The sequence below is a fragment of the Pseudomonas putida genome, assembly GCF_005080685.1.
GTDB classification, from domain to species: Bacteria; Pseudomonadota; Gammaproteobacteria; order Pseudomonadales; family Pseudomonadaceae; genus Aquipseudomonas; species Aquipseudomonas putida_V.
Genome location: NZ_CP039371.1, coordinates 3,877,427 through 3,897,262, shown reverse-complemented (window position 1 = coordinate 3,897,262; position 19,836 = coordinate 3,877,427). Strand labels below are relative to the sequence as shown.

General features: G+C 57.5%; 26 protein-coding genes. 7 read left to right on the top strand and 19 right to left on the bottom strand.

The window, feature by feature from the left end; all coding sequences use genetic code 11:
- Positions 1-177 precede the first annotated feature (177 nt).
- Entirely contained in the window at positions 178-1,197 is a 1,020-nt protein-coding gene (locus tag E6B08_RS17725) for a hypothetical protein (RefSeq protein ID WP_004575533.1), read from the top strand.
- The gene (locus E6B08_RS17720) at positions 1,185-1,949 is read left to right on the top strand and encodes a hypothetical protein (RefSeq protein ID WP_136915247.1); all 765 of its coding nucleotides are present in this window, start codon (positions 1,185-1,187) and stop codon (positions 1,947-1,949) included. The genes E6B08_RS17725 and E6B08_RS17720 overlap by 13 nt, the downstream gene beginning before the upstream one ends.
- A 184-nt stretch (positions 1,950-2,133) precedes the next feature.
- Here the strand turns inward: E6B08_RS17720 and E6B08_RS31335 are convergent, their stop codons facing one another.
- From E6B08_RS31335 to ligD, 8 genes are all read right to left on the bottom strand, one after another.
- The gene (locus tag E6B08_RS31335) at positions 2,134-2,262 is read right to left on the bottom strand and encodes a hypothetical protein (RefSeq protein ID WP_265411715.1); all 129 of its coding nucleotides are present in this window, start codon (positions 2,260-2,262) and stop codon (positions 2,134-2,136) included.
- Positions 2,263-2,280: 18 nt separating this feature from the next.
- A complete protein-coding gene (locus E6B08_RS17710; protein WP_136915245.1) occupies positions 2,281-2,541 on the bottom strand; it encodes a hypothetical protein in 261 nt (86 codons plus the stop codon).
- Positions 2,542-2,705: 164 nt separating this feature from the next.
- Positions 2,706-3,014: a hypothetical protein gene (locus E6B08_RS17705; RefSeq protein ID WP_136915244.1), complete on the bottom strand. Its 309-nt coding sequence runs from the start codon at positions 3,012-3,014 to the stop codon at positions 2,706-2,708.
- A 134-nt stretch (positions 3,015-3,148) separates the two neighbouring features.
- A complete protein-coding gene (locus E6B08_RS17700; protein WP_136915243.1) occupies positions 3,149-3,526 on the bottom strand; it encodes a hypothetical protein in 378 nt (125 codons plus the stop codon).
- Positions 3,527-3,620: 94 nt separating this feature from the next.
- Complete coding sequence (locus E6B08_RS17695; protein ID WP_136915242.1) at positions 3,621-3,944, bottom strand: hypothetical protein; 324 nt, start codon at positions 3,942-3,944, stop codon at positions 3,621-3,623.
- A gap of 401 nt (positions 3,945-4,345) precedes the next feature.
- Positions 4,346-4,537: a hypothetical protein gene (locus E6B08_RS17690; RefSeq protein WP_136915241.1), complete on the bottom strand. Its 192-nt coding sequence runs from the start codon at positions 4,535-4,537 to the stop codon at positions 4,346-4,348.
- 232 nt (positions 4,538-4,769) lie between these two features.
- Entirely contained in the window at positions 4,770-5,051 is a 282-nt protein-coding gene (locus tag E6B08_RS17685) for a hypothetical protein (RefSeq protein WP_136915240.1), read from the bottom strand.
- Positions 5,052-5,069: 18 nt separating this feature from the next.
- Entirely contained in the window at positions 5,070-6,026 is a 957-nt protein-coding gene (ligD, locus tag E6B08_RS17680) for a non-homologous end-joining DNA ligase (RefSeq protein WP_192938552.1), read from the bottom strand.
- A gap of 245 nt (positions 6,027-6,271) precedes the next feature.
- Between ligD and E6B08_RS17675 the strand changes: the two genes are divergently transcribed.
- Positions 6,272-7,234 carry a hypothetical protein gene (locus E6B08_RS17675; protein ID WP_136915238.1) on the top strand — a complete coding sequence of 321 codons (963 nt, stop codon included), beginning with the start codon at positions 6,272-6,274 and terminating at the stop codon, positions 7,232-7,234.
- Positions 7,235-7,285: 51 nt separating this feature from the next.
- On the opposite strand, the gene E6B08_RS17670 is transcribed toward E6B08_RS17675, so the two are convergent.
- The 4 genes from E6B08_RS17670 to E6B08_RS17655 all read right to left on the bottom strand — a co-directional run bounded on the left by E6B08_RS17670 (position 7,286) and on the right by E6B08_RS17655 (position 10,195).
- A complete protein-coding gene (locus E6B08_RS17670) occupies positions 7,286-7,873 on the bottom strand; it encodes an Arc family DNA-binding protein (protein WP_192938551.1) in 588 nt (195 codons plus the stop codon).
- 104 nt (positions 7,874-7,977) lie between these two features.
- Complete coding sequence (locus tag E6B08_RS17665) at positions 7,978-8,889, bottom strand: hypothetical protein (RefSeq protein WP_136915236.1); 912 nt, start codon at positions 8,887-8,889, stop codon at positions 7,978-7,980.
- 103 nt (positions 8,890-8,992) lie between these two features.
- On the bottom strand, positions 8,993-9,265 hold the full coding sequence (locus E6B08_RS17660; protein ID WP_136915235.1) for a hypothetical protein: 273 nt from the start codon (positions 9,263-9,265) through the stop codon (positions 8,993-8,995).
- A gap of 141 nt (positions 9,266-9,406) precedes the next feature.
- Positions 9,407-10,195, bottom strand: a complete 789-nt coding sequence (locus E6B08_RS17655) for a DUF4942 domain-containing protein (protein WP_192938550.1) — start codon at positions 10,193-10,195, stop codon at positions 9,407-9,409.
- 827 nt (positions 10,196-11,022) lie between these two features.
- Between E6B08_RS17655 and E6B08_RS17650 the strand changes: the two genes are divergently transcribed.
- Both E6B08_RS17650 and E6B08_RS17645 read left to right on the top strand, forming a co-directional pair.
- Entirely contained in the window at positions 11,023-11,388 is a 366-nt protein-coding gene (locus tag E6B08_RS17650) for a hypothetical protein (protein ID WP_136915233.1), read from the top strand.
- 386 nt (positions 11,389-11,774) lie between these two features.
- A complete protein-coding gene (locus E6B08_RS17645) occupies positions 11,775-13,073 on the top strand; it encodes a hypothetical protein (protein ID WP_136915232.1) in 1,299 nt (432 codons plus the stop codon).
- A 208-nt stretch (positions 13,074-13,281) separates the two neighbouring features.
- Here the strand turns inward: E6B08_RS17645 and E6B08_RS17640 are convergent, their stop codons facing one another.
- The 3 genes from E6B08_RS17640 to E6B08_RS31165 form a co-directional block, all read right to left on the bottom strand.
- The gene (locus E6B08_RS17640; protein ID WP_136915231.1) at positions 13,282-13,749 is read right to left on the bottom strand and encodes a hypothetical protein; all 468 of its coding nucleotides are present in this window, start codon (positions 13,747-13,749) and stop codon (positions 13,282-13,284) included.
- Entirely contained in the window at positions 13,746-14,195 is a 450-nt protein-coding gene (locus E6B08_RS17635; protein ID WP_136915230.1) for a hypothetical protein, read from the bottom strand. Before E6B08_RS17635 ends, E6B08_RS17640 begins: the two co-directional genes overlap by 4 nt.
- 214 nt (positions 14,196-14,409) lie before the next feature.
- The gene (locus E6B08_RS31165; RefSeq protein ID WP_238349234.1) at positions 14,410-14,751 is read right to left on the bottom strand and encodes a hypothetical protein; all 342 of its coding nucleotides are present in this window, start codon (positions 14,749-14,751) and stop codon (positions 14,410-14,412) included.
- Positions 14,752-15,053: 302 nt separating this feature from the next.
- On the opposite strand from E6B08_RS31165, the gene E6B08_RS17625 reads away from it, so the two are divergent.
- Together E6B08_RS17625 and E6B08_RS17620 are read left to right on the top strand one after the other, a co-directional pair.
- Entirely contained in the window at positions 15,054-15,704 is a 651-nt protein-coding gene (locus tag E6B08_RS17625; RefSeq protein ID WP_136915229.1) for a hypothetical protein, read from the top strand.
- A 58-nt stretch (positions 15,705-15,762) separates the two neighbouring features.
- Positions 15,763-16,134 (top strand): hypothetical protein, encoded by a 372-nt coding sequence (locus E6B08_RS17620; protein WP_136915228.1) that lies wholly within the window; start codon positions 15,763-15,765, stop codon positions 16,132-16,134.
- A 285-nt stretch (positions 16,135-16,419) separates the two neighbouring features.
- On the opposite strand, the gene E6B08_RS17615 is transcribed toward E6B08_RS17620, so the two are convergent.
- The 4 genes from E6B08_RS17615 to E6B08_RS17595 all read right to left on the bottom strand — a co-directional run bounded on the left by E6B08_RS17615 (position 16,420) and on the right by E6B08_RS17595 (position 19,764).
- A complete protein-coding gene (locus tag E6B08_RS17615; protein ID WP_136915227.1) occupies positions 16,420-17,139 on the bottom strand; it encodes a hypothetical protein in 720 nt (239 codons plus the stop codon).
- A gap of 89 nt (positions 17,140-17,228) precedes the next feature.
- Positions 17,229-17,765 (bottom strand): hypothetical protein, encoded by a 537-nt coding sequence (locus tag E6B08_RS17610; RefSeq protein WP_136915226.1) that lies wholly within the window; start codon positions 17,763-17,765, stop codon positions 17,229-17,231.
- Between the two features lie 526 nt (positions 17,766-18,291).
- On the bottom strand, positions 18,292-19,149 hold the full coding sequence (locus E6B08_RS17600; protein WP_136915224.1) for a hypothetical protein: 858 nt from the start codon (positions 19,147-19,149) through the stop codon (positions 18,292-18,294).
- Positions 19,150-19,488: 339 nt separating this feature from the next.
- On the bottom strand, positions 19,489-19,764 hold the full coding sequence (locus E6B08_RS17595) for a hypothetical protein (protein ID WP_136915223.1): 276 nt from the start codon (positions 19,762-19,764) through the stop codon (positions 19,489-19,491).
- Positions 19,765-19,836 lie beyond the last annotated feature (72 nt).

The following is a 19,836-nucleotide window of genomic DNA, read 5'->3' as shown; positions in this document are numbered from 1 at the left end:
TGAGATGACAGTCTCACGAGCCTTCGGAAGTGCAAGGCAATGTGGCTTCCCAATTTTTCTGGATAATGTCGTAACCCATCTGAGACCCCAGTATTTCCTAGGCTGTAACATACTTTTTTGACGTGTAACCTACGGTGAGTTACAGTGAAAAAAACAGAGTTACAAGGTGCCGGGGATATGTCGAATCTACAGGACGACGCGAAGACCTACATCGAGGCTGTCCTCGGTGTGTCAGCGCACCTTGAACCGGTGGGATTCAAGGTGTCTTTCAACATCCGTGACAGCTACAAAATGTTCGAGTTGACCATTCCGCTGGCGAGCAACGCGGTTGTCGCCTTGGTCCTGTTGGTCCCTCGGGATGAGAAAGATTATCCAGGCATCGTAAAGCTGCAAAAGCACGTCGACCTGGTGCGTAAAGCTTCCAATCGGATCATCACCTACGTTTGCAGGTCCCTGACGACCCAGGACCGTCGGAGTCTGATCACGCATCAGGTCAACTTTATCCAACCTGGCTTCCAGATGTTCATCCCGGAGTTGGCGCTGGACCTGAGAGAGAACTTTCGTCAGCGACGAGAACAGGGTGAGGTCGCGGCCCTCCTACCAGCCGCTCAGGCAATGCTGCTTTCTTGCCTCTATGGTGGTAACACCGAAGACACGCTATTCACCACAAACGCTCTGATGGGCGACCTCAACTACAGCCGAATGACCTTATCTAGGGCAGTCGATCAGCTGACATCGCTATCGTTGATTGCCCCTGCGAAAAGCGAGCTGCAGTGGAGTACCTACGCCTTCAACGCATCACCTGCAGAAGTGTTCAGCAAGGCCAAGCAATACCTGCGGTCGCCCGTCAGAAAGAAAATTGGCATTACTCGCAATGCTATCCGGTCGGCACCCGGTGTCTTCCTGGCAGGAGAAACTGCTCTCGCCCAATACACGATGCTTGCGGAGCCGAAGCAAGCGGTGTGGGGGATGACGAAAAAAGTGTTCACCGACATGCTGGCGCTTCAAGCGTTCAAGATTGCCGAGTCGGTGGACACCATTGAAGAGTGCGTTGAGATCTGGGCGTATCCGTCACTCTACGAAAGACACCATATCGCCGACGAAGCTTCGTTGCTTCTGAGCTTGGAAGACAACCCCGACGAACGCATTCAGATTGCGTTGGATGAACTCAAGGAGAAGGTTACATGGCTAGCGTGAGAGGCCTAGAACTGTTCGGCCACCACTTCCGCGATTTCCGTGATCGCTACGTACTGATCGGTGGCGTGGCCTCCGCTCTGGCAATGGAGGATGCGGGCGATAGCTTCAGGGCGACTAAAGACCTGGACATCGTTTTGGTGGTCGAAGCGCTGGATGCCGGATTCGTCGCGCATTTCTGGTCGTTCATAGACGCGGGTGGTTACCAGATCAGGCTGAAAGGCGGCGAAAAACCCTGTTTCTATCGCTTCGATAAGCCCACGGATGAGGCCTATCCGGCCCAGATCGAACTTTTCTCGCGGGCGCCGGACGGTCTAGACCACGAAGAGAACGCAACACTGATCCCGATCCCTACGGACGAAACGGTCTCCAGCTTGTCGGCGATACTCCTCGATGATGCTTACTACCGCCTGCTTTTAACCGGCCGCTTGGAGAATGGTGAGTTGTCGTACATCGGCGCTGACCGCCTGATCCCGTTCAAGGTCAAAGCATGGCTTGACCTGTCTGAGCGAAAGAAGAACGGGGAGCAGGTCGAAAGCAAGCACATCCGAAAGCATCGAAACGACGTCCTGGCGCTGACTGGTTTGCTGGATGGCGTGGTCACTGAGCTGCCGGAAAGCATCATGGCCGACATGAAACTCTTCCTTGAACTGTTGCCGGCTGAAGACGTCGATTTCAAGCAGCTCAACCTCAAAACCAATATGGCAACGATCATCGATCGCCTTGGGGAATCCTTCGGGCTGACAACCGCCTGACGTTTTCGCTCAGAGGCGCGACAGGCCTATCTGAAGCTCTTGGGAGCCGTCAGATCCCAAGGGCATGGGGAGCATCACCCGTGCTTCTCCAGCAATGCATCCAGCGCGGTGGCCAGGTCAAAGGCGGCCCACTGGTAGGTGACAAACAGTTCAGCACTGCTCATTGATTCGCCGTGCCCTTGTCTCAGGTGTTCCGCGCGGGCAGCGCGGTAGCGATTAACGGCATCGACGGTGTGTTGATCAAAATGTGCGCCGACTGCTGCAGATATGCCTGCAGGTAACGCACTTCAACGCCTTGTGGGGTGCTGCTCATAGGCGGGCAATCCTCTCCCTATTTTCTTGCAAGAGCTCGCAGCGCATTAAAACGAGAAACTCGCCCTTTCTTGTTCAGCGCAACGGACAAGGCAACTCCGATTGCTTGTAGTGGTGCAGCTACAGTTATCAAGGTCACGAATGCTGCGAGGAAGTAATCCTTCATCTGGTCAGTGGTTAACGCCTCATTCCACGCATAAGCGAGCAACATCGCGGTGAATGCGCCCACCACGTAGAGCAGTACGAAGCTGCTGTGCTGCAAAGGTTGTGGTTTGGTCATAATCCTTTCCTACGTGCGTTGCCCTCCGAGGACTCGGGCCTGGTGGTCGCAGAAGCTCTCGAGGATGAGAAAGCGAACGGCATTCGGTTTGCAAGAGCCACCTACTGCCGGCGCTCGCCAATCTCGTCTAGCATGTTGAACATCGGTTGATGTTCTGCTTCGTGCTAGTCACGATCGATCAGATTGAGCTTTTGGCTGAGCATGTGATCTTTGCCCAGTTCGTCCATTTGCCGCCAGTAATCGGCACTGCCGCCGGGATGATCGTCGGGCGAACACGCTGCCAGTTCATCAAGCTTGGCCTTGTCCTCCTTTGCCGCCAGGACAGCAATCTGTCTACCAAAGTCCTCGGCGGCTCGTTCTGCTGACAGGTACAGATCAGCACCTTCGTCAGTACCATGACCCACTGCTTGAAAAGCCGAAAGGGCCTCGCGGTATCGGGACAGGGCTTCGGCCGCCTTGGCGTCAAGGGTCACAGTCATTCCTGGGGTGGTTATCATCAATTCGAACCTGCATTCTCGCGGGCGCGGAAATCGCCCGCCTTCTACGGGCTCGGCCCCGGTTTCTTAGGCCGGGGCTTCGATGCAGCAGCTGAGCGAATTCCTCGTATTTAAGGCTGGGTGTCTTCAGTAAGCGAATAGCCTTCCTCCGGGGTGCAGAGGATAAAGGATACTCCCCAGTAGAGGTGGCTCACGATCAAGCTCTTGCGGACTTTGAACTGCATGTGTTCGGCCTGACGGAGCTGCGCCGCGTGAGGATGGTGGTCAGGCAGCCAATACTCGGGCCCGAAACTGGCCAGAGTGCGCCGGGCAGCGCGAATCAACTGGTCAGCAAAGTCTTCCTCTTCAAACGAGAACGTGAAGTGGATTTCGTCGTCTCGCGGGTCGATGGGCTCCACACGTTCGAGGTAGCGCGGGATGATTTTTAGATCATCCCACAGCCCTTGCAGGGCCGCGTTCAATCGCTGGAGCTTATTCTGTTGGTCCATGATGTCGGTAATTCCGTCGATTGCTGGACGTTGATGCATTGCCCATTATGGCTGCGGCAAAGCTCGGAGGTAGTGGGGCTGCGATTTTATCTGATCAGTAGTCTTGCAGTTCGAAGATTCCAGCTGAGCGAATCAAGAGGTCGCGCACCTGGTCTTTCGTTGCCGGCTCGTCCGGGCCAATTGACCAGCTACCAGCGCCATGGTGGACGACCCACTCTTGGCCAATTACCCAAGTTATAGGGCCGTACTCTTCAAGCAGCATTCGCCGCATCGCTTCCGCTAACAGAGGCTGCAATGGGTCAGAGGCCGAAATGAGTTCATCATTTTCAACCTGGCCAAGGACGTCCCATTGAGTAAGTTCGTCAGCCTGTGCATTCCAGCGGTCCGCAGCGACCTGAGTAGGATGTTTTGTATCCATGACAAATTTCCGTGCTAAGCGGGCTTGTTGGCCGGAAGATCGAAGCTGAAATTGGCCCCTTTATGCCCTCAACCCCGTCTTCTTAGGGGCTGAGCTTGTGGTGCAGCAATGAAAATTCCTGGCTACGTCGACGATTGCCCGATCAGGGCGTGAAGCTTCTGTTCGCAAGTAAGCCGCGCGGTTAGAAGTACCTTCTCGGGCCAACCTGAAAACTCGGGGTAACGCCCCATATCTGCGATCTGAACAAAATTCAGTAGCCGCTGAGCTTCGCTTGGAGTGAGCGCCTTTAAGTCAAAGGAATGCGTATTTGCCAAGACAGCGAAAATTTCGTTGCTCGTCTTCTCAAAGATGGGATCAGTTGCAAATGCATTGAGATTCATCAAGGGCCTATTTTACCTCGTTCAGTTTGCGGAAGCAGCCTGAGCACGCTCTAGGTGGTCATACGCTTGGCGCATCAATAGGTCGGCTACCTGTTGGCCCTGTTCACGCTCGGTCTTGCTATCAGTCCACTCAAGCAATCGTAGGTGGTCGGCCGCTTCTTTCAAAGCCAAGAAGCGGGCGTACAGTTCATCGGGCGTTAAGCGCTTGGCCATGGGGTATCCTGAGTATTCGTTGTGGGGTCAGCGTCTCACCGCTCGCCGGAACCGCAAGGCTATACACAGCCATGGATGAGCGTGCCATGAGCTACACAGCGAATGCTGGCATTTTCCCCCACTTTAGCTGTTTGCAACTTCTAATCCGGGTCGTCATTGGGGCTAAACCTACGTCAATGCCTGCCAATTGCCATGGGAATCAGATGCGCTGCCTGGGATTATCAGCTGTCTCTCAGGGAAGGTCCCCATGTATGTCGTGATACTGCCGTAGGAGCTGCTCCTCGATGTATTCTGCGTAGCGATCGGCCAATGCCGAGCAGCCGTTAAGACCCAGCTCAGAGGCCTGGCCCTGTTCGTCATAGACGACGCCTGAAACGACGCGGAACTCAAGTTCACAATACCCCTGGGCATCCCAGTCGCTGGTCCAGATCGCGGGATGCGCAGCCTCGATCACCACGTCAGTGATTTCGCATTGCAGCACGCAGGCCTCCGCCTCAATGGCCACCTCATACACAAGGTCCTCCCGGCCTGCTCATAGCAGATCCGTGTCGCTCTCAAGGCTGATATCCGCCGCGGGCTTGTCGTCTCGCAGGCCCTTGAATACCGGATGTCGGAGCTTGCCCGCAGGGCTGAGCTCAGCAAACTCCACTTCACAGACCTGGCGCGGCTCGACCCACACGACGCTTTTGCCCAGTTCAGGCGGGTCGACCAAGGCCGGACGCGGACGCGCGAGCGCTGGAAGGGTCGCCCGCAATGTCTGCAGGCTGAATCTGTCCAGGCCTGAACGCACTCGGCCGGCGTACACCAGCCCGCCTGCATCATCATGTATTCCAAGCAGCAACGAGCCAATTCCTGATGTTGTCCTTGTGTAGCCAGCGATCACGACCTCCTGCCGGTTGCGACATTTCAGCTTGATCCATGCTCCGTCACGCTCGCCGGTATAGATACTGCCATCGCGCTTTCCGACCAGGCCTTCCAGCTCCATACGGCAGGCACTGTGCAGCAGCTGCACCGGATCGGCATCGAGCGTTTCAGAGAAGCGGACCTGGTCCAGCGGGCAGTGCTCCAGCAGTGCGCACAGGGCATGACGCCTTAGCTCCACTGGCTCGCTTCGGAGGTCATAGCCATTGAGGTAGAGAAGGTCGAAGGCAACGTACACCAAAGGGTCGGTCTGGCCGGAATCGAAGGCAGGTCTGAGGGCGTGGAAAACGGGGCGGCCATCCTCATGCTGAAACACAATTTCGCCGTCCAACCACGCCGAATGCACTGCCAGCCTGGCCAGGTTTCGGGCGAGGCGTGGGAGCTTCCTTGTCCAATCGTGGCCGTTCTTGGTGAACAGCTGCACCACCGGACCATCGATCCGCGCCAGGAATCGCCAGCCGTCTAGTTTAATTTCGTATCGCCAGGCACCACCAGCCGGTGGCTTAGTCACCAGGCTCACCAGTTGCGGCTTGATCCGGGGTGGGATCGGAGTTTTTGTGCCGGCCATGACGAATTCGCCCCGTAGGCCCTGAATATGATGTTGATCGTCTTCCGCGACGAAAGATCCGAGGTTTAGATCGGTGGGCCCGCCAGCCATTCTTTGGGAGGGGAAAGCGTCGCGTAGGCCCCCCCAGAGATGCCATCATGTATAGCTAAATCGGCCGGCCAAGCAGGAATTTCACCTGCGGCACCCGGCCCTGACCTGATTCGATGGCAGATGCCGCGCATCCTGCGGAATAGACTGGTGACTGAATGATTGATAAACCTCCCGCGGCGACCGATCGCCAAGAAGATTTCGTAGTTCGTGACGGTGTGCGAATGACTGTGCGTGATGCAACGGACGCGGCTGCGGCGATGTTTCTTCTTGGCCAAGAGTCAGCAGTGCACGGGACGCCGCTTCCCCAGTTGGATGCTACCAGTGATGCCTTTGCCGATGCCAAGGCTGGTTACGAAGCGAATTTCAAGCAAGAAGACTGGGAGGTTGAGTTAGCCGGCGACGGCCAGGACCTCTACGGCATGACTGGGCGCGGTGGCTCACCCGACTACTTCAGAATCTGGGGTGGGATCGACCACCAGAATGACTGCCCAAGCAATGACTACAGCTTCAACTCGCTGTACTTCAATGGTCAGCGGGACCCGGAGGTGATCTGGCAATTGGCCTATGAGCTGGTGAACATCTTCAACGGCGCCAGCGAGCTGTTTTCCTTCAAGGCGAGGAGGCAGACTGTTCGGGAGATTTACTTTCTCGATAAGCCTGTGCGTCGCAGGCAGCAAGCACGGGTCATCGCGCTGTTGGGCCGGCCTCGCATGCACCAACACAGGTGGGAGGAGCAGCTGGGCAAGGCCCTGCAGATGTCACCACGACTGGGATTGTTGGTCCTAGCCACCGAAAACGAGGACATCTACATGATGCTTAAGTACCTCGGGTTCGAGGCAAGCTGGTCCAACTATTACAAGCTGCTCGAGACGATGGAAACCCATGCAAAGCTGAAGGGGAAGGAGATCCCTGGAGCAAAGGCTGAAAGAGGCAGATTCACCAACAACGCCAACAACTTCTCGCTCGTGGGCTACGACGCGCGCCACGGTCTGAAGGCCCTGAGCGACCGTCAGAACACTGAAACTGCCATGAGCCTTGAAGAGGCTCATGCGTTCATCACAGGCCGGTGCAAGGGTTATCTGAACACTGTCTACCCGGAGTACTTCAAGTTTCCTTGACGGGGATTGCGGGGTACTGGGGTACCGTTGATGATCACGGTCACTCATCGGTCAGTCTGGCACGTCAGGGATCAATTCCAGATCCCTGGCGTCGAGGCCCGACAACAGGCTCAAAGACTCATCCATCGCCATGCAGGCACTCAACAGCGCATCGCACTCACGCTGGATGTTGATCCAGAAGACGATTGCCGCATTCACATACGCCAGCATGCTGGGGAAGCGGCCGGTTTCCCGATTCGACCGGGCCACTGCCTCGGCGATCGACATGCGGACACCGTCAGGCAACCTGATGACGACCTGGTTGCCAAACCGGGGCTGTTTGACTGGCTCGATGCCAACCCTTTTCACATTGGCGAGCACTTGGTCGGCCAGTGGCTGCCCAAGGCGAGCAACGAGGATGTTCCGCGTGGCAATGGTGCGCTGGCGGCCGGCGAGGGATTCCATCACGGCCGCCACAACCTCTGAGTTGGCGCTGCGGCCGTGAACCTTGCCCAGTGAGGTCACCGCATCGATCAACGCCCTGGAGGAGCGGATCACATACTTGTCTGCGGTTCTCGAGCTGTACGTAGGTCGTGGTTGCTGCGGAGTCCGGGCATTGGCGAGCGCTTGCTGAGCGATTGGGTTCTTGGGTGCGAACATGTCAACTGATCTTGAGGTAAATGGGTGATCAAGCCTGCGCAGGGCCGGCTTTGATCGGCTCAATTGGACGTGGCGGCCACCGTGAAGCATCCGCCGGATGGCAATCAATCTCCTTCCAGCACCCCATCATTGCCGAGGACCGGGCGGCCATGGTCAAGACGTGCCTGAATCTCCCTCTCGTTCTGTTCTCGAGCCTTGTGGTTCAGCTTGTTGCGCTCGGATTGCCAGTGCAGGTTGTAGTGATCGACCCAACGGGCCATGGTCGGGTAGTCGATGCGCTGGCAAACGAAATTGACCTTTGGAGATGTGTAAAAACTCTCTTCACCTTCCTTAGGATTCACATCAAACGCTTCCTTCACAATGCCGGCCAGGCCGTATTGCTCATCCGTGCTCCAGAACACAGCGCCTCCACTCAGGCCGCTCAAACTGCCGCGTTCAACGGGTTCAGACAGTTCGCTGTGGAATTGAATCTGGTCGCTGTCGCTACCAGTGCTGATGCACTCAGCAACCACCTCGACGCTTGGCATGGCAAGGCGTTCACCGAGGGCGTCGATGACAGCATTTTTGTCCACGGTAGGAAAACCGTATGCCCTGCCATGCGTAGGTGGCCAGGGCATCTTGGTTTCCTTGGTTTCTGGAAGGATCTCGAAGGCCTCTTTGCCCAAACGGCTCAAATGCTTCTCGGTCACCTTCAGCAAGGCCACATCGGGATCGCGCTGCGGAAACAAGGCGGGAGGTGAGATGAAGGGACCATGGAGGATGACGCCCTGATTTACCGGACAAAAATATTGCCCACTGAGAGGGCAGCTTTTCTCCATCCACTTATTCAACTCGATCACCACATGCTTGGCGGTGAGGGCATAAATCTCCCCGTCGAATCGAACAAAGGTGACCGTGGCGGTTGGCGCGGAGGGCGTCGGCAAATAGCCGCGTTCGGGGCGGTAAAGCCCGGCAGCAATTGCAGCGACGTAACGGCTAGCGCGCACTAGGCCACTATGCTTAGGAAATGGGGTCATGCGGGCTTCGCTCAGAGGGGGAGGCTAGTATACCTTTCGCCGAAACCGGTTTGCAGGCGTCCTGCAGCGCTTTAGAACGGGGATGAGCGCTGCCAGGGCCCTATCAACCCTGGGCACCTCGCTCGTCTGCAAGCATCTCGTCGAGCAGTCGCGAGAGACTGAGCCTGGTGGGGGCGTCATCCCGCAGCAGGTCACCCTGTCCATCCCGCTCATAGGCAACGATCAATTGCGCTTTCCATTGCACACCCTCCAGCGTGTGGTCTGGGCTCAGCCCCCGGCCGATGGTCACCCGAGCTGCACGATAGGCGTGGTACCACTCGGACCGTGATGCTTTGTAGTGGCCAAGCCCCGGTTTACGGCGGAATGGGAGTGGCATCGTGGTCTTCCTCTCTGAAGGGTGGCCGGCTGGGCGCCGGACGAGGCACTGGGTGGTCAAGCTGGCAAGCATGTGTACACGGGTAGGCGTTACTGCGCCGGAGCTGGCCAGCGCATTTCCACCTGGGATCACCCATGGCGGTCAAGCTGCGTGTCTGGCATCTGGCAGGGCGCCATACGCGTAGTGTTCGGCGATTTGCTCGTTGACCTTGTCGAGCAAGTCGGGACGCTTGAACTCTAGGTGGAGGTTGCTGTTCTTGAATGCCTTGGCCCGGTAGTAGCTGTCCTCAAACACCTCCAGATTCGCGAAAGCAGCATTCATCGCTGACTCCAGTGACCTTGGCTGGAAGGGCTGTTGGTCCAGAGTCTTCATGACCCGATCGATGTCATTGAGCTGGTCGGATGCCGTGTCGTTCATGCCGTACTGGATATAGAGACCGCCAGTGAGATTGGGTCGCACCATCGACTTCATGATGACCTTTTCGCCGATCCGGAAAGGCTCGGCCTCGTTGGTCCGATAGGCCTTGGAGAGCCAGCGGAAAACGTTGAATACCCCACGGCGAAACATATCGGTCGAGCGCAGCTGCAGGTCGATGAACGTCGCGCGGATATTGTCTTCGGTGAACTCGGGGGGCGAGTGCTCCAGGCTCCGTTCGAACGTGCCGACTTCCTGTGTATCCATGAGCTGTTTGAAACCCGTCAGGTCCATGGCCCGGCGCCACATCTTGCTGTCCAGTTCACAGCGGACCTTCCCCAGATCCTCCTTCAGCTGTGCGCCGTAGGGCTTTAGGTAACGGCCGTGCTGGCTCAGCAGGTCCTCAGCCATCTGCAGGCTGCGGTGGGCATCTTCAATCAGCCGCAGCGCTACCTGGCGCGCTTTGAGCAGGTCGGAAAGGGTGGTGGGCAAGGCCAGCTGCTTGAAGTGGTTCATACCAGGACATCCTACGCGAGGGGTGGGTCGCTGGTGGCGGCGGGCTATCGTCCGGCGGCCGCACCAGCGGCTATGAATCGATTCTCGCGTAAGCCTGGAATTTGCAAGCCGCGCCGGTGACAGCAAGGAGGCGGGGCGCTCCGCCAACATGTGAACGATCTACATCGCTTGCTAACTTCAGTAGGAAGACGGACGTATATCAAGCATGGGTTGGAAGGCTATGCGGAAGGTTTGCTTCTCACCGACTTGAACCCAAGTCGCCACTTCTCGCCTATACCCGCTATTCCCCGAGCAATTGCCCCCGCCTTGTGGGTCGGACCCAACGCCTATCAAGTGTCTACCCGGCTTGAGGAAAAAGTTGGCCTTCTCGTTGTTGTCCAGCCTCGCAGAAAGGACGCCGTCGACATAGACACCAAAGTAGCACTGGCCAGCTGCGAACGCGCTTTCCCTGAGTACAGTGACACGCGCGTCCTTGCCATGGTCTTCAGTCTGGTAGGCCAGCACTCGCTCGCTTGGGGCTGGCGTCGCCTCTCCTACAGTCGGTGGCGCAGCACAGCCACCGAGCATAGTGGCAATCGCGGTGGCGGCAAAGAGTGAACGCATTACTTCCATCCTTGTGGTTAAAGGGGCGCAAAGCTATCACTGCACTCACCGCCCGCCAAGCGCGCGGCCCTGAGCTGGCTCTACTTCTGTGAGAGTCGCGCACCAGCACGCTCGCGCCGCAAACGACAGCAGTTCAGACATACCGGGTAGGGGGGCGAATTGGAGCTTATGTACGAAGGGTGCTGGGTAGGCTAACCCTATCCTGAGTGGTTAATCGAGAGCTAATGCGCATGCCGGAAAAGCAGACTTTGAGGCCAAAATTTGGCCAGCAGAACTGGTTGGGGGATGTCGAGAAACCGCGCTACTTCACGCGGTATACGCTCCCAGGACTCGTTCGCCTGGTGTACAGAGGTTTGGTTAACGTGATCGGGTTCATCCTGAGTTTGTCGGCAGTGTTTACCGTCGCCCGGTGGGCCTTGGAACGCGTGGGGATGAGCGTCGACGGCCCGCCTATTACCGGGATCGAGTGGTGCATCGTTGCCGCTGTGGCGTCCGTTGTGGCTGCCCGCAAGTGGCGCCAAAGGGCCAAGCGTTCCTGTCTGAAGGTCACACCTCTGGCTAAGTTCTCAAAGCGGCGGGCGGAGCGCTGATTGGCTGGATAGTTACCGGCCGCTAGGTGAATCATTAGTCTAACCAACTAGGTCATTAGTCTTGGTAGGTCAGCAGTTAGTGAACACTAGTGGTTAAAATGAGAGGACTATTTAAGGCCGCAAGTGATCAGTCTAGAGCCAATGCTTAAGGCTTAGGAATATCTGTACTGGACCAAACTTAGGCTTTTCTGATAGGTTCTATTCCGGCCAGATCCGAGTTAAGCAACTGGTCAATTTGCCCCAATGACGATCTAGATGCGAGCTAATAAAGCATGTCAGTATCACGCCGAGTTAACTTTTCCAAGAAAACACGTGCAATCCTTGCTGGTTCAGCTGGACACATGTGCTCGTATCCAGGATGCTTGTATCCCTCCACAGGGCCTGTCGTGCTGGAAGACGGTACAACCGAGTTGAAGGGCGTTGGTGTTGCAGCTCACATCTATGCCGCATCACCAAATGGGCCGAGGCCTGGCCTAGAGTTGTCTGATAAAGAAAAGGCAGCAGAAACTAATGGAGTGTGGTTGTGCCCGACTCACTCGGTTCAAGTGGATCAGTATCAATTCGAGTATCCCCCCGAGCGGCTGTTGGATATGAAGCGTGTTCGAGTCTTTGCGCACGCATTAACGATAGAGTCGACAGATTTTGGATACCTGACAGTGAGGGTAGGGCCTCAGAGGGTAGATGAAATCGTTCGTGCTCACCTGCCGGACCTGGATTTACATAAGGAAAGCATTAAGTCAAAGGTAAAAGCTCTCTATCTTCGGATCGAGATAGCATTGTCCTATTCTGAACTAGGTCTGCCGACAGCGCCGTTCGAAGTTGCGCATATACCACGATTAACTCAAGCTGTTCGTGAAATCATCACCGAAAAGCTTAGGTATTCGGACGGTAACGACCAGTTGTGGCGCAACGTTATTGCTTCATGGGATGCTCAATTCGAGACTCACCGAGATCCACAGCCCCCTATGACCAGTGTAGGGCATGCGGCTACTGGGGTTCAGTTCAGTGCGCGCAATCCAAAAGACGGGTCCATTCTGAAAGAGCGGTTGAATACTCATTCGTTCATCCTTGTCACTACTGGTAGTGGAGAAGAGTATGATCGACGAGAAAAAACCATTACGGTGGTAAGTACGGCATCCAAAGCTCACCCCTTCAACTGGCAATTCAAGGTTAGACCATCCAATCGGACATTTGAGGTTTGCGTTAGCAAACTCACTGTCCATCCAAAAATTATGCTTACTCCTGAGGATCGGAAGTCCTTTGAAGCCTATGCTGCAATCATCGATAAACTTGATGCAGGCTGGGAGCCTGTAGCGTTTTTAGCAATGACGTTAGAAGATGGAGAGCACTCACGAGACTTCCACCCTACGCCGATCTCAATACACAATTCAATTGACTTTGATCAACTTGCCAAGCTCAAAGCTAGGGTTAAACGTCTTCGGCTTATGAATTCGATTGCGGACCAGTTCCAGGCCGCAGTACAGCCCTCCAGTGTGCTGTTCCATCAGGCGGTTTCGGACGAGACCCTAGAGCAACTTTTGACGGGGTTCCTCGAGAGCTTGGGGCCCAAGCCATGGCCGCTGGCATTTGATTCAGAACCTCTAGTGGTGAATGATCAACTCAAAATCGTTCTCTCGCTCCGGCGCTCACGCCGGTCTGGAGGTTTCATCGTTAGGGCCAGATAACTGATCACGCGGCAAGGAGCGTAAGAGAATGCCCGTGGCCCTTCACCGGGGTCGACAGATGCGCCGCTGCCGCTGTGGCGTGCATTGAGGCTGCGCGCAAGTTTCGTCAGAAGGACAAGCTTGCCAATCTCAGGGTCTACCCCTGCCTATGTTCGCCAAGGGGCAGGCGGGCACTGATTCAGCCAGTCACCGCCCGCGGCTTGGGGGACTACAGGATATTTTCCAGTCGAGATTGCTCGGCCGCTTTTAGGTCGGTAACGATCCGCGCCAACGGCCCATCAGGGGCGCCGATGTGGACGAGGTTGGCGATGTTCTCGCTGGTGAAGAAGCGGCGACCCGCCGCAATTTGCTCCTGCGCCCTGATGAGGTTTTGGGGGACCTCGCCGACCCATTTGGCCGTTTTCCCAAGCTCGCGCACTTTCCACTGTTCCACATCATCAGCCTTGCAAGTGCTGAGCGACTGGAGCGGCTGCAACAGGTTGGTGATGAGCATGTCCTTGATGCGCGCCTTGATGAACGCCAACCCTTCCAGGGTGGCAACCAGCTCTTCCCCGTGCGGGGCGTCGGCCTGGCGTCCCTTGGTGTTATTGGTGGCGTAGTAGGCCTCGAGGTCCAGCCCGGTCAGCCGCACGCTGCGAGTGATCCTGGTGTCATCCTTCTCCGCACGCTGTTTCAAGACAGCGTAGATGCTGGGGCCGATCGCCCCATCAGTCGCTGCTTCTGGTCCTGCAAATCCTGGTAGTCGGCCTTTATCTTCGCCAGCGTGCTGACCATGGACGGAAGCTGTCCGATCAGGTCCTGGACCACCTTGATTCGTCGGCGTCGCGCGACTTCCTGGTCGACCCGCTGACGCTGGCGGGTGAACTGCAGCCCGAAGTACTTTCGTCCGCAGTCGACACCGATACCCGTCTCGAGCCCATCACTCGTGGTGATCAGATAGCCCGAGTAGTGCAGTTGCCGGCAGGCCGAGATGCCGCAGTTGACCTTGTCCAAGAACTTATAGGGCCAGAGCACGTCCTTCATGGCGCGTTCTCCTTGCGGGTGAAACTCGAGTTTCGGATGAAAGCCCTCTCGCGCCAGCAGGTCTTCGTAGCGCTCAAACTGGGGGTACGTCTGCTCCAATGTGCATCTCCTTGATAAGCGGCCAGATAGGGCGGCCTGGCCTAGCAATGACTGAATGCTTGCACATGCCTCTGACATTGCAGCTTTCCCAGGCACCACGGCGACGGCGAGAAGGCCTCGGGATAGAGGCCGACGGGAGACCGAGCAGCGCGATGACTGCTCAACAGGGCGAATGCAGGGAGGCCGGCGGCCAGGGCGGCTGGCCGGTGAGGGCCTACTGGCGCTGTTCAAGCTCAACGATGAAAACGGGACTTCCGCTGGCCTCGAAGCGGTTCTTCAGCTCGGGCCGCAACGTTTCAATGAAGTGTGTAGCATCCGTAGTTGTGGCCTGGATCAGCGCATCGAGCGCATCGCCGTAACTGTATTCTTCGCCCTGCTCCCGCATCTTCTCCTGGTACGCCTCTGCCAAAATGCTCTGCTCATCCTCCAGAAACATCTTGGCGAGGTAGCGGGTGCATTCACGCTTGGTCTTCGAAGAACCAATTGGCTCACCCTGTGGGTCATAGAGAATCCAGCTGGAGGAGTGTTTGTTGATTGCGTAGCCTTCATAACTCATCGTCGATCTACCCATATCAGGTCTAGTAACACGCTGTTTCGCCTAGAGTGTGCTGCTTCGCAAAAGCCGCAAGCTCCCAATCCGCCCCTGCCGGGGTGCATAGGGGCCTAGATTCGGCGCTGAGAGGTCCAGGAGGAGCCGGCCGTCGAACTTTCAGGGACCCAGGGCATGCAGAAGTGATGCGCTTTGCAGGGGCAGAAGCAATAATGACCGCGGACAGCTCAGCTTGCGGTTTGCTGTTGACGTGAGAGGGTACTCAGCACGGCATTTCGCCGGGCAAAGACAACTCAAGGGAGTGGAGAGTGAACGAGATCAATGCAGCCCAGGCCGCAGAGCTGGTGGCCGGTATTCAAGAGGCGGGGGTCGCCGTGATTGGCGCCCGAGCGCTCAAACAGCGACTGGTAGAACCAGGGGAGCCGGCGCTGACTGTGCACGCTGCCATTTTCACAGCGGGTGCGCACGGCATCACGTTCCACGCAGATCCAGGAGGGATTGACCAACCCGCGCTGGTAGAAACCTTTTCCGCTGTTGTGCGGCCAGATCAGGCGGTGGTAATGGCTGAATTGCTCTCCGCCAATCTAGCTGGCAAGCCGGCACAGAATGGCAACATTGCGACGGCTCGAGTCAACGCCCCGCCACATCCCAAAGAGAACGGCACCTTTGAGGGTATACGCTCGCTGGTGAGGCACATGTTCCCCTGGGCGATTGCCTTGTGCCTGGCTGCCTTGGTGTACATCGCCTTCAAACATGACCTGGACAAGGCAACCAAGCTGGGACTCGTTATGTTCACGCTGCTGACCACAGTGTGGTTCTACAGCACAAAGGATACGGTGCATGGGCCTAAGTTCCGAAACATGACCCGGACGGCCAAGATCAACACCGTTCTCAGACTGTTCGGACTCTGCATGTCCGTGGCGGCAATTAGTTATGTGCTCCCAACTCTGTTCCGCTGAGGGGGAGGCTGACGGCCTCCCTTACGATGTCCTTAGGCTGCAGGCGTGGCTTGAGCCGTTGGCCAAGATTGCCCAGGTCGAATGCGACGGCATGACCCAAGTCATATCGCATCTGCTGCACAAGAACAGCATCGAGCACGTTGTGGCCGGTGGCGAGCTTGTCGACCTGCGGCGCTTGAATGATCCGGCCGGGGGCCGCGGTGCAGATTGCGGGGTCGCGCACTGGTGGCTGGAGCTTGGCTTCGGTTACATCATCGATTTTCGAGCGAGGATGTGGATGGGCCCCCACGCGCAGCACGGTGTCTTTATCCCGAAAGAGGGCCGGATCGAGTATCGCACTCAGCGTCGAGGGCACTTCAAGCCGCTCTCGGAGCCGATATTGGACCTGATGGCAGAAATCAGCGTGAGCGAGTGGCCAGCGTTCGACTAAAGCGTCTATCGCAGCACGGGACCCGCACTACCCAGGCACTATTCCGCTCCTGCAAGCTCTATTCAACGGCCGAGTTTGCTCGGTTACTCCGTATCCAGCCTGGCCAACAAGCGTTGCAGTCCCGGGGGCCCAGCCGCGCTCGTTGGGTGGTTTACTCAGGCCTTTATCGTGCCTTCCTTTAAGCATGCGCGTGATTCAGATCAATCGCGAGGTGAGGTGGCGGATGCGATACGCGGCTTGAGCGGTTTTGAGATCGTATTGGTTCATGGGTGAGTCCAGTAGTGATCAGGCCGCTAAGCCGGCGCTGGCCTGCTGGCTGGCGTCTATGCGGGAGAACTCCAACACCCATACCCAGGGGTTGGCCGCCCAGCGATGGGGGGCAGTAGCCTCGAGTGCTGCGCCGCAGGGGAACGACCAACCATTGTTGTGGCGCCAAAGTGTCTGGAACGAGTTTCGGGGAGTAGGGACACAGAACGTCCCGTCCCCGCCCAGGTGATAGTCCCGCCAGAATTGTCGCTCGTGCGGGTCGTCCGGGTTGTTCTTGGCCACCGGGATGATGCCCTCAGCGACACAATGCTCGTCGCTGATCGACTGTAACCGCTCCACCCGGACAGCCGTGATTTCCAGCAGGATGCGCCTGGCGAAATGCGGCATCCGCGCGGCAGGACGCAGATTGCTCGGATAATCCCAGTGAGCGACGGAGCCGTTGAATCTCGGATTTTCGCGGCCGGCGTAAAGCACCGGCTGCTTGTCGACGACATAGCGCGACAGCATCACGGACTCGCAGGGTGACAGGTACGCTTCAGTGTCCTCGCGCACCCAAAGCCGATCGCCAGGCTGGCCCAGTTTGCACAACGCCCCGGCGTGGTCTGCGACCCATTCGGGCGACTGGTCAATCAGCCACTTGGCCGCGGCGCCGGTCACGGCAAAGCGGGTTGCATGCTTACGACCTTCCTGAATGGCTCGGACCATATGGGTGTTGAAGAGAATCGTGCGCTCTTTCATCTGCAATCCTTTCCACTGCGCAAACTCTGCGCCTCTTGTACTGGCAAAGCCCGCGGCGGTGGCGGGCTGCTGGGCAGTGCGTTGTTCCTTTAGGCGGTGCTGTAGGGCCGTTCCGCCGTTACTGCTCCTTGATTGGTGTGTTCTGCTGTGGCATCCATCACCTGGACCTCCAACTCAGCGAACTCATCGGCGAGGGCTTGTGTCACGACATCCAACTCTAACGGTGTGAGCCCAGAAGGGCCCGGCCAAATGCGGACAAGCGCCGCTTCGCGCCACATGATCGAACGTCCTTGGGTGTGCGATTCCCTTCCGGCCACGGCCCGAATGACGTTGTGAAGCGCTTCCAGATCGGCCAGGAAGCGAGTATCGGAGGAGAAGGCACCGGTAAAGACCTCGCCGTCGGCTGTTGCAACGGTATTCAGTCGCATGTCCAGGTGCAGACGATTGCTTATGGCCTTTTTCCGCCCCCAGGAAAACAACAGGGCTACCGCCAGGCAGATCACGAGCATCAGCAAGGCCGCGCGTTGGCTGCTTTTGGGGACGTGCCCCAGGATGTGGAACTGTAGCCCACACCAGAGCAGCGGGAGTGTTGGTACCCAGAGGAAAGCCTTCAATGCATTGTTCATATCACCTCTCTCAAACTTCGAAGTCCGGGTCAATGACCCAGGTTTTCCCTTGCTGGCGACCACGACCGGCCGCTCTCGCAGGGCATATAGGGCATGCCTGCTTCTCTATCAGGAAGTGCCAAGCAACGCTGAGCACATAGCGCATACTTCCTAACGGTGGCCAAACATGTCGGTTTGTCGGTCCAGCGGGTCTACCTTGCGCACATACAGCGGGTGCCCCAGCTGGCGCCGGATCTCGTTTAGCCAGGCTCTGTAGGGGGCGTTTTTGCGACCATCCCATGGGTAGGCGGCTGCCAGTGCCTGGCGCAGTGTTTTCAGGTCGCTCCTGCCCACACGACGAATGACTTCCGCGATGATCGGGGCCGCTTTATCCCCCCAAGACATGACCCATATCCCCTCGCTCCTAGCCGCGAACATGTGTTGAATGAGGCTCTCATGGAACGCTGTGAGCGCAAGGTGGTGTTGGTACCCACGAACGGGTCGAAAAGGAGCGCCAACCCCGTGGGCACGGGGCTGGCGGACCACTTCAAAGTTTATGAATGCAGGGTAGGGGGAGGCGGACAAAATCAGGCCAAGGGCCAGACCCGTCGACAGCCAGGAACTCGCTGAAGCGGCCACGTTCGAACCGCAGACTGTTCAGCTTGCGGGCAAGCCCCTGTATCAACGGCAGCGGCGACATCTCAGGGTAGTTGGGGCGTGCATGGAACAGCGTGCACACGCTACGAGGGAGCTCACCCCGCACTACCTCGGAAAGCACCTGGGCACACACGATGAGAATGTGGCGCCTCTGCTGTGCGAGTGAGATCCATCGTTCAATGATCTCTGGTAGCTCGTCGCAATAACCCACCTCATCAAGCACGATCACGGTGCCGGGGGGAGAGCCATTGCCTGGTAGGTCGCCGGTGTAGTCGCGGCCGTGAAGCTTGATGCGGGACCCATGGCGGCGCATGAGGGCCTGAAGCAGGTTATCGCTAACCCAGGTCTCAGGCAGGGAAGAGCCAATAGTCGGGAAGGCCCTGTCCGTGATCCAGTGCAACTCCGCATCGGTGTGGCCACGCAGCTGCTGGGCGGCCAGCGCTACGGCGAAGACACTTTTACCCGTGCCCGAGGGGCCGGCCAGGAGCATGGCCGGAGCACGGAACGGTACGGCGAGCGGAAGGGGCTCTAGCGAGAACCGAAGCGGCAGTTGCAGGCACGCCAGCGGTTGATTGAGGAGCTTAAGCCGCTCAATTGCCCGGCTCCACAGCATGTCGAGCCCATTCGCCTTGGCGACCTGGTTCTGAGCTTCAGCGAGAAGGATACCGTGCGCCCTGGCTAACGATTTAGCGTCCTTCTTGGCTTGGGCAACGGACACGCCATTGGGGAAGCGAAGGTTGTCTGACATCAGCATTTCTCCGAGGGAAAGTTAACCCGGCCCACGAAGCACTTCCCAGACGGACAATGTGATGTATTGGAGGGTGTGGCTCGACTGTCCTTTACCGGACTTCGCCGTGGTGGGCCGTCGTGCCTGTCGAAGAGGCACGAAGGAATTCTGACGCCGGGGGAGCGCTAAGGTAGGGCAATCCGTACCCGTTACCGGGCCAGATGGAGAAATACCCGGTACGAAGCGATGGCTTCAGACCGGGGCGAAGAACCTTCGTGGGGTCATACTCGCGGGTACAGCGCGGGGGCACTACGGCGCCCTGGCACGCTTAGGCCAGCAGGCCACCTGGCAGGAGTGGGTTCAATCGTCGTCGTTACGGTGAAAGCCTGTAATCGGATGATAGAACGGGCCGGGGTCATCTTCTTCAAACCAGTCCTTGCGCTTCGGCCTGAGTGTTTTGTGGGAGGCCATGAGGTTGAAGTGCATGACCATGGGAACTGAGCACGCGATGACCAGGAGGAAACTAAGCGCGGAAATCCAACCACCCAATGCATGACGGGCGTAGGCTGCGACGCAGGCCGATGTCACCGCCAGTGCTACTGTTCCGACCCCTTTCCAGATGCTTCTGGTCAACATTTTTTCACTCATCGGGTAAGTGGGTGCACGGTCCAATTGTTGCCGGACTGGCTTAAAGGTGGGTATCGCTAT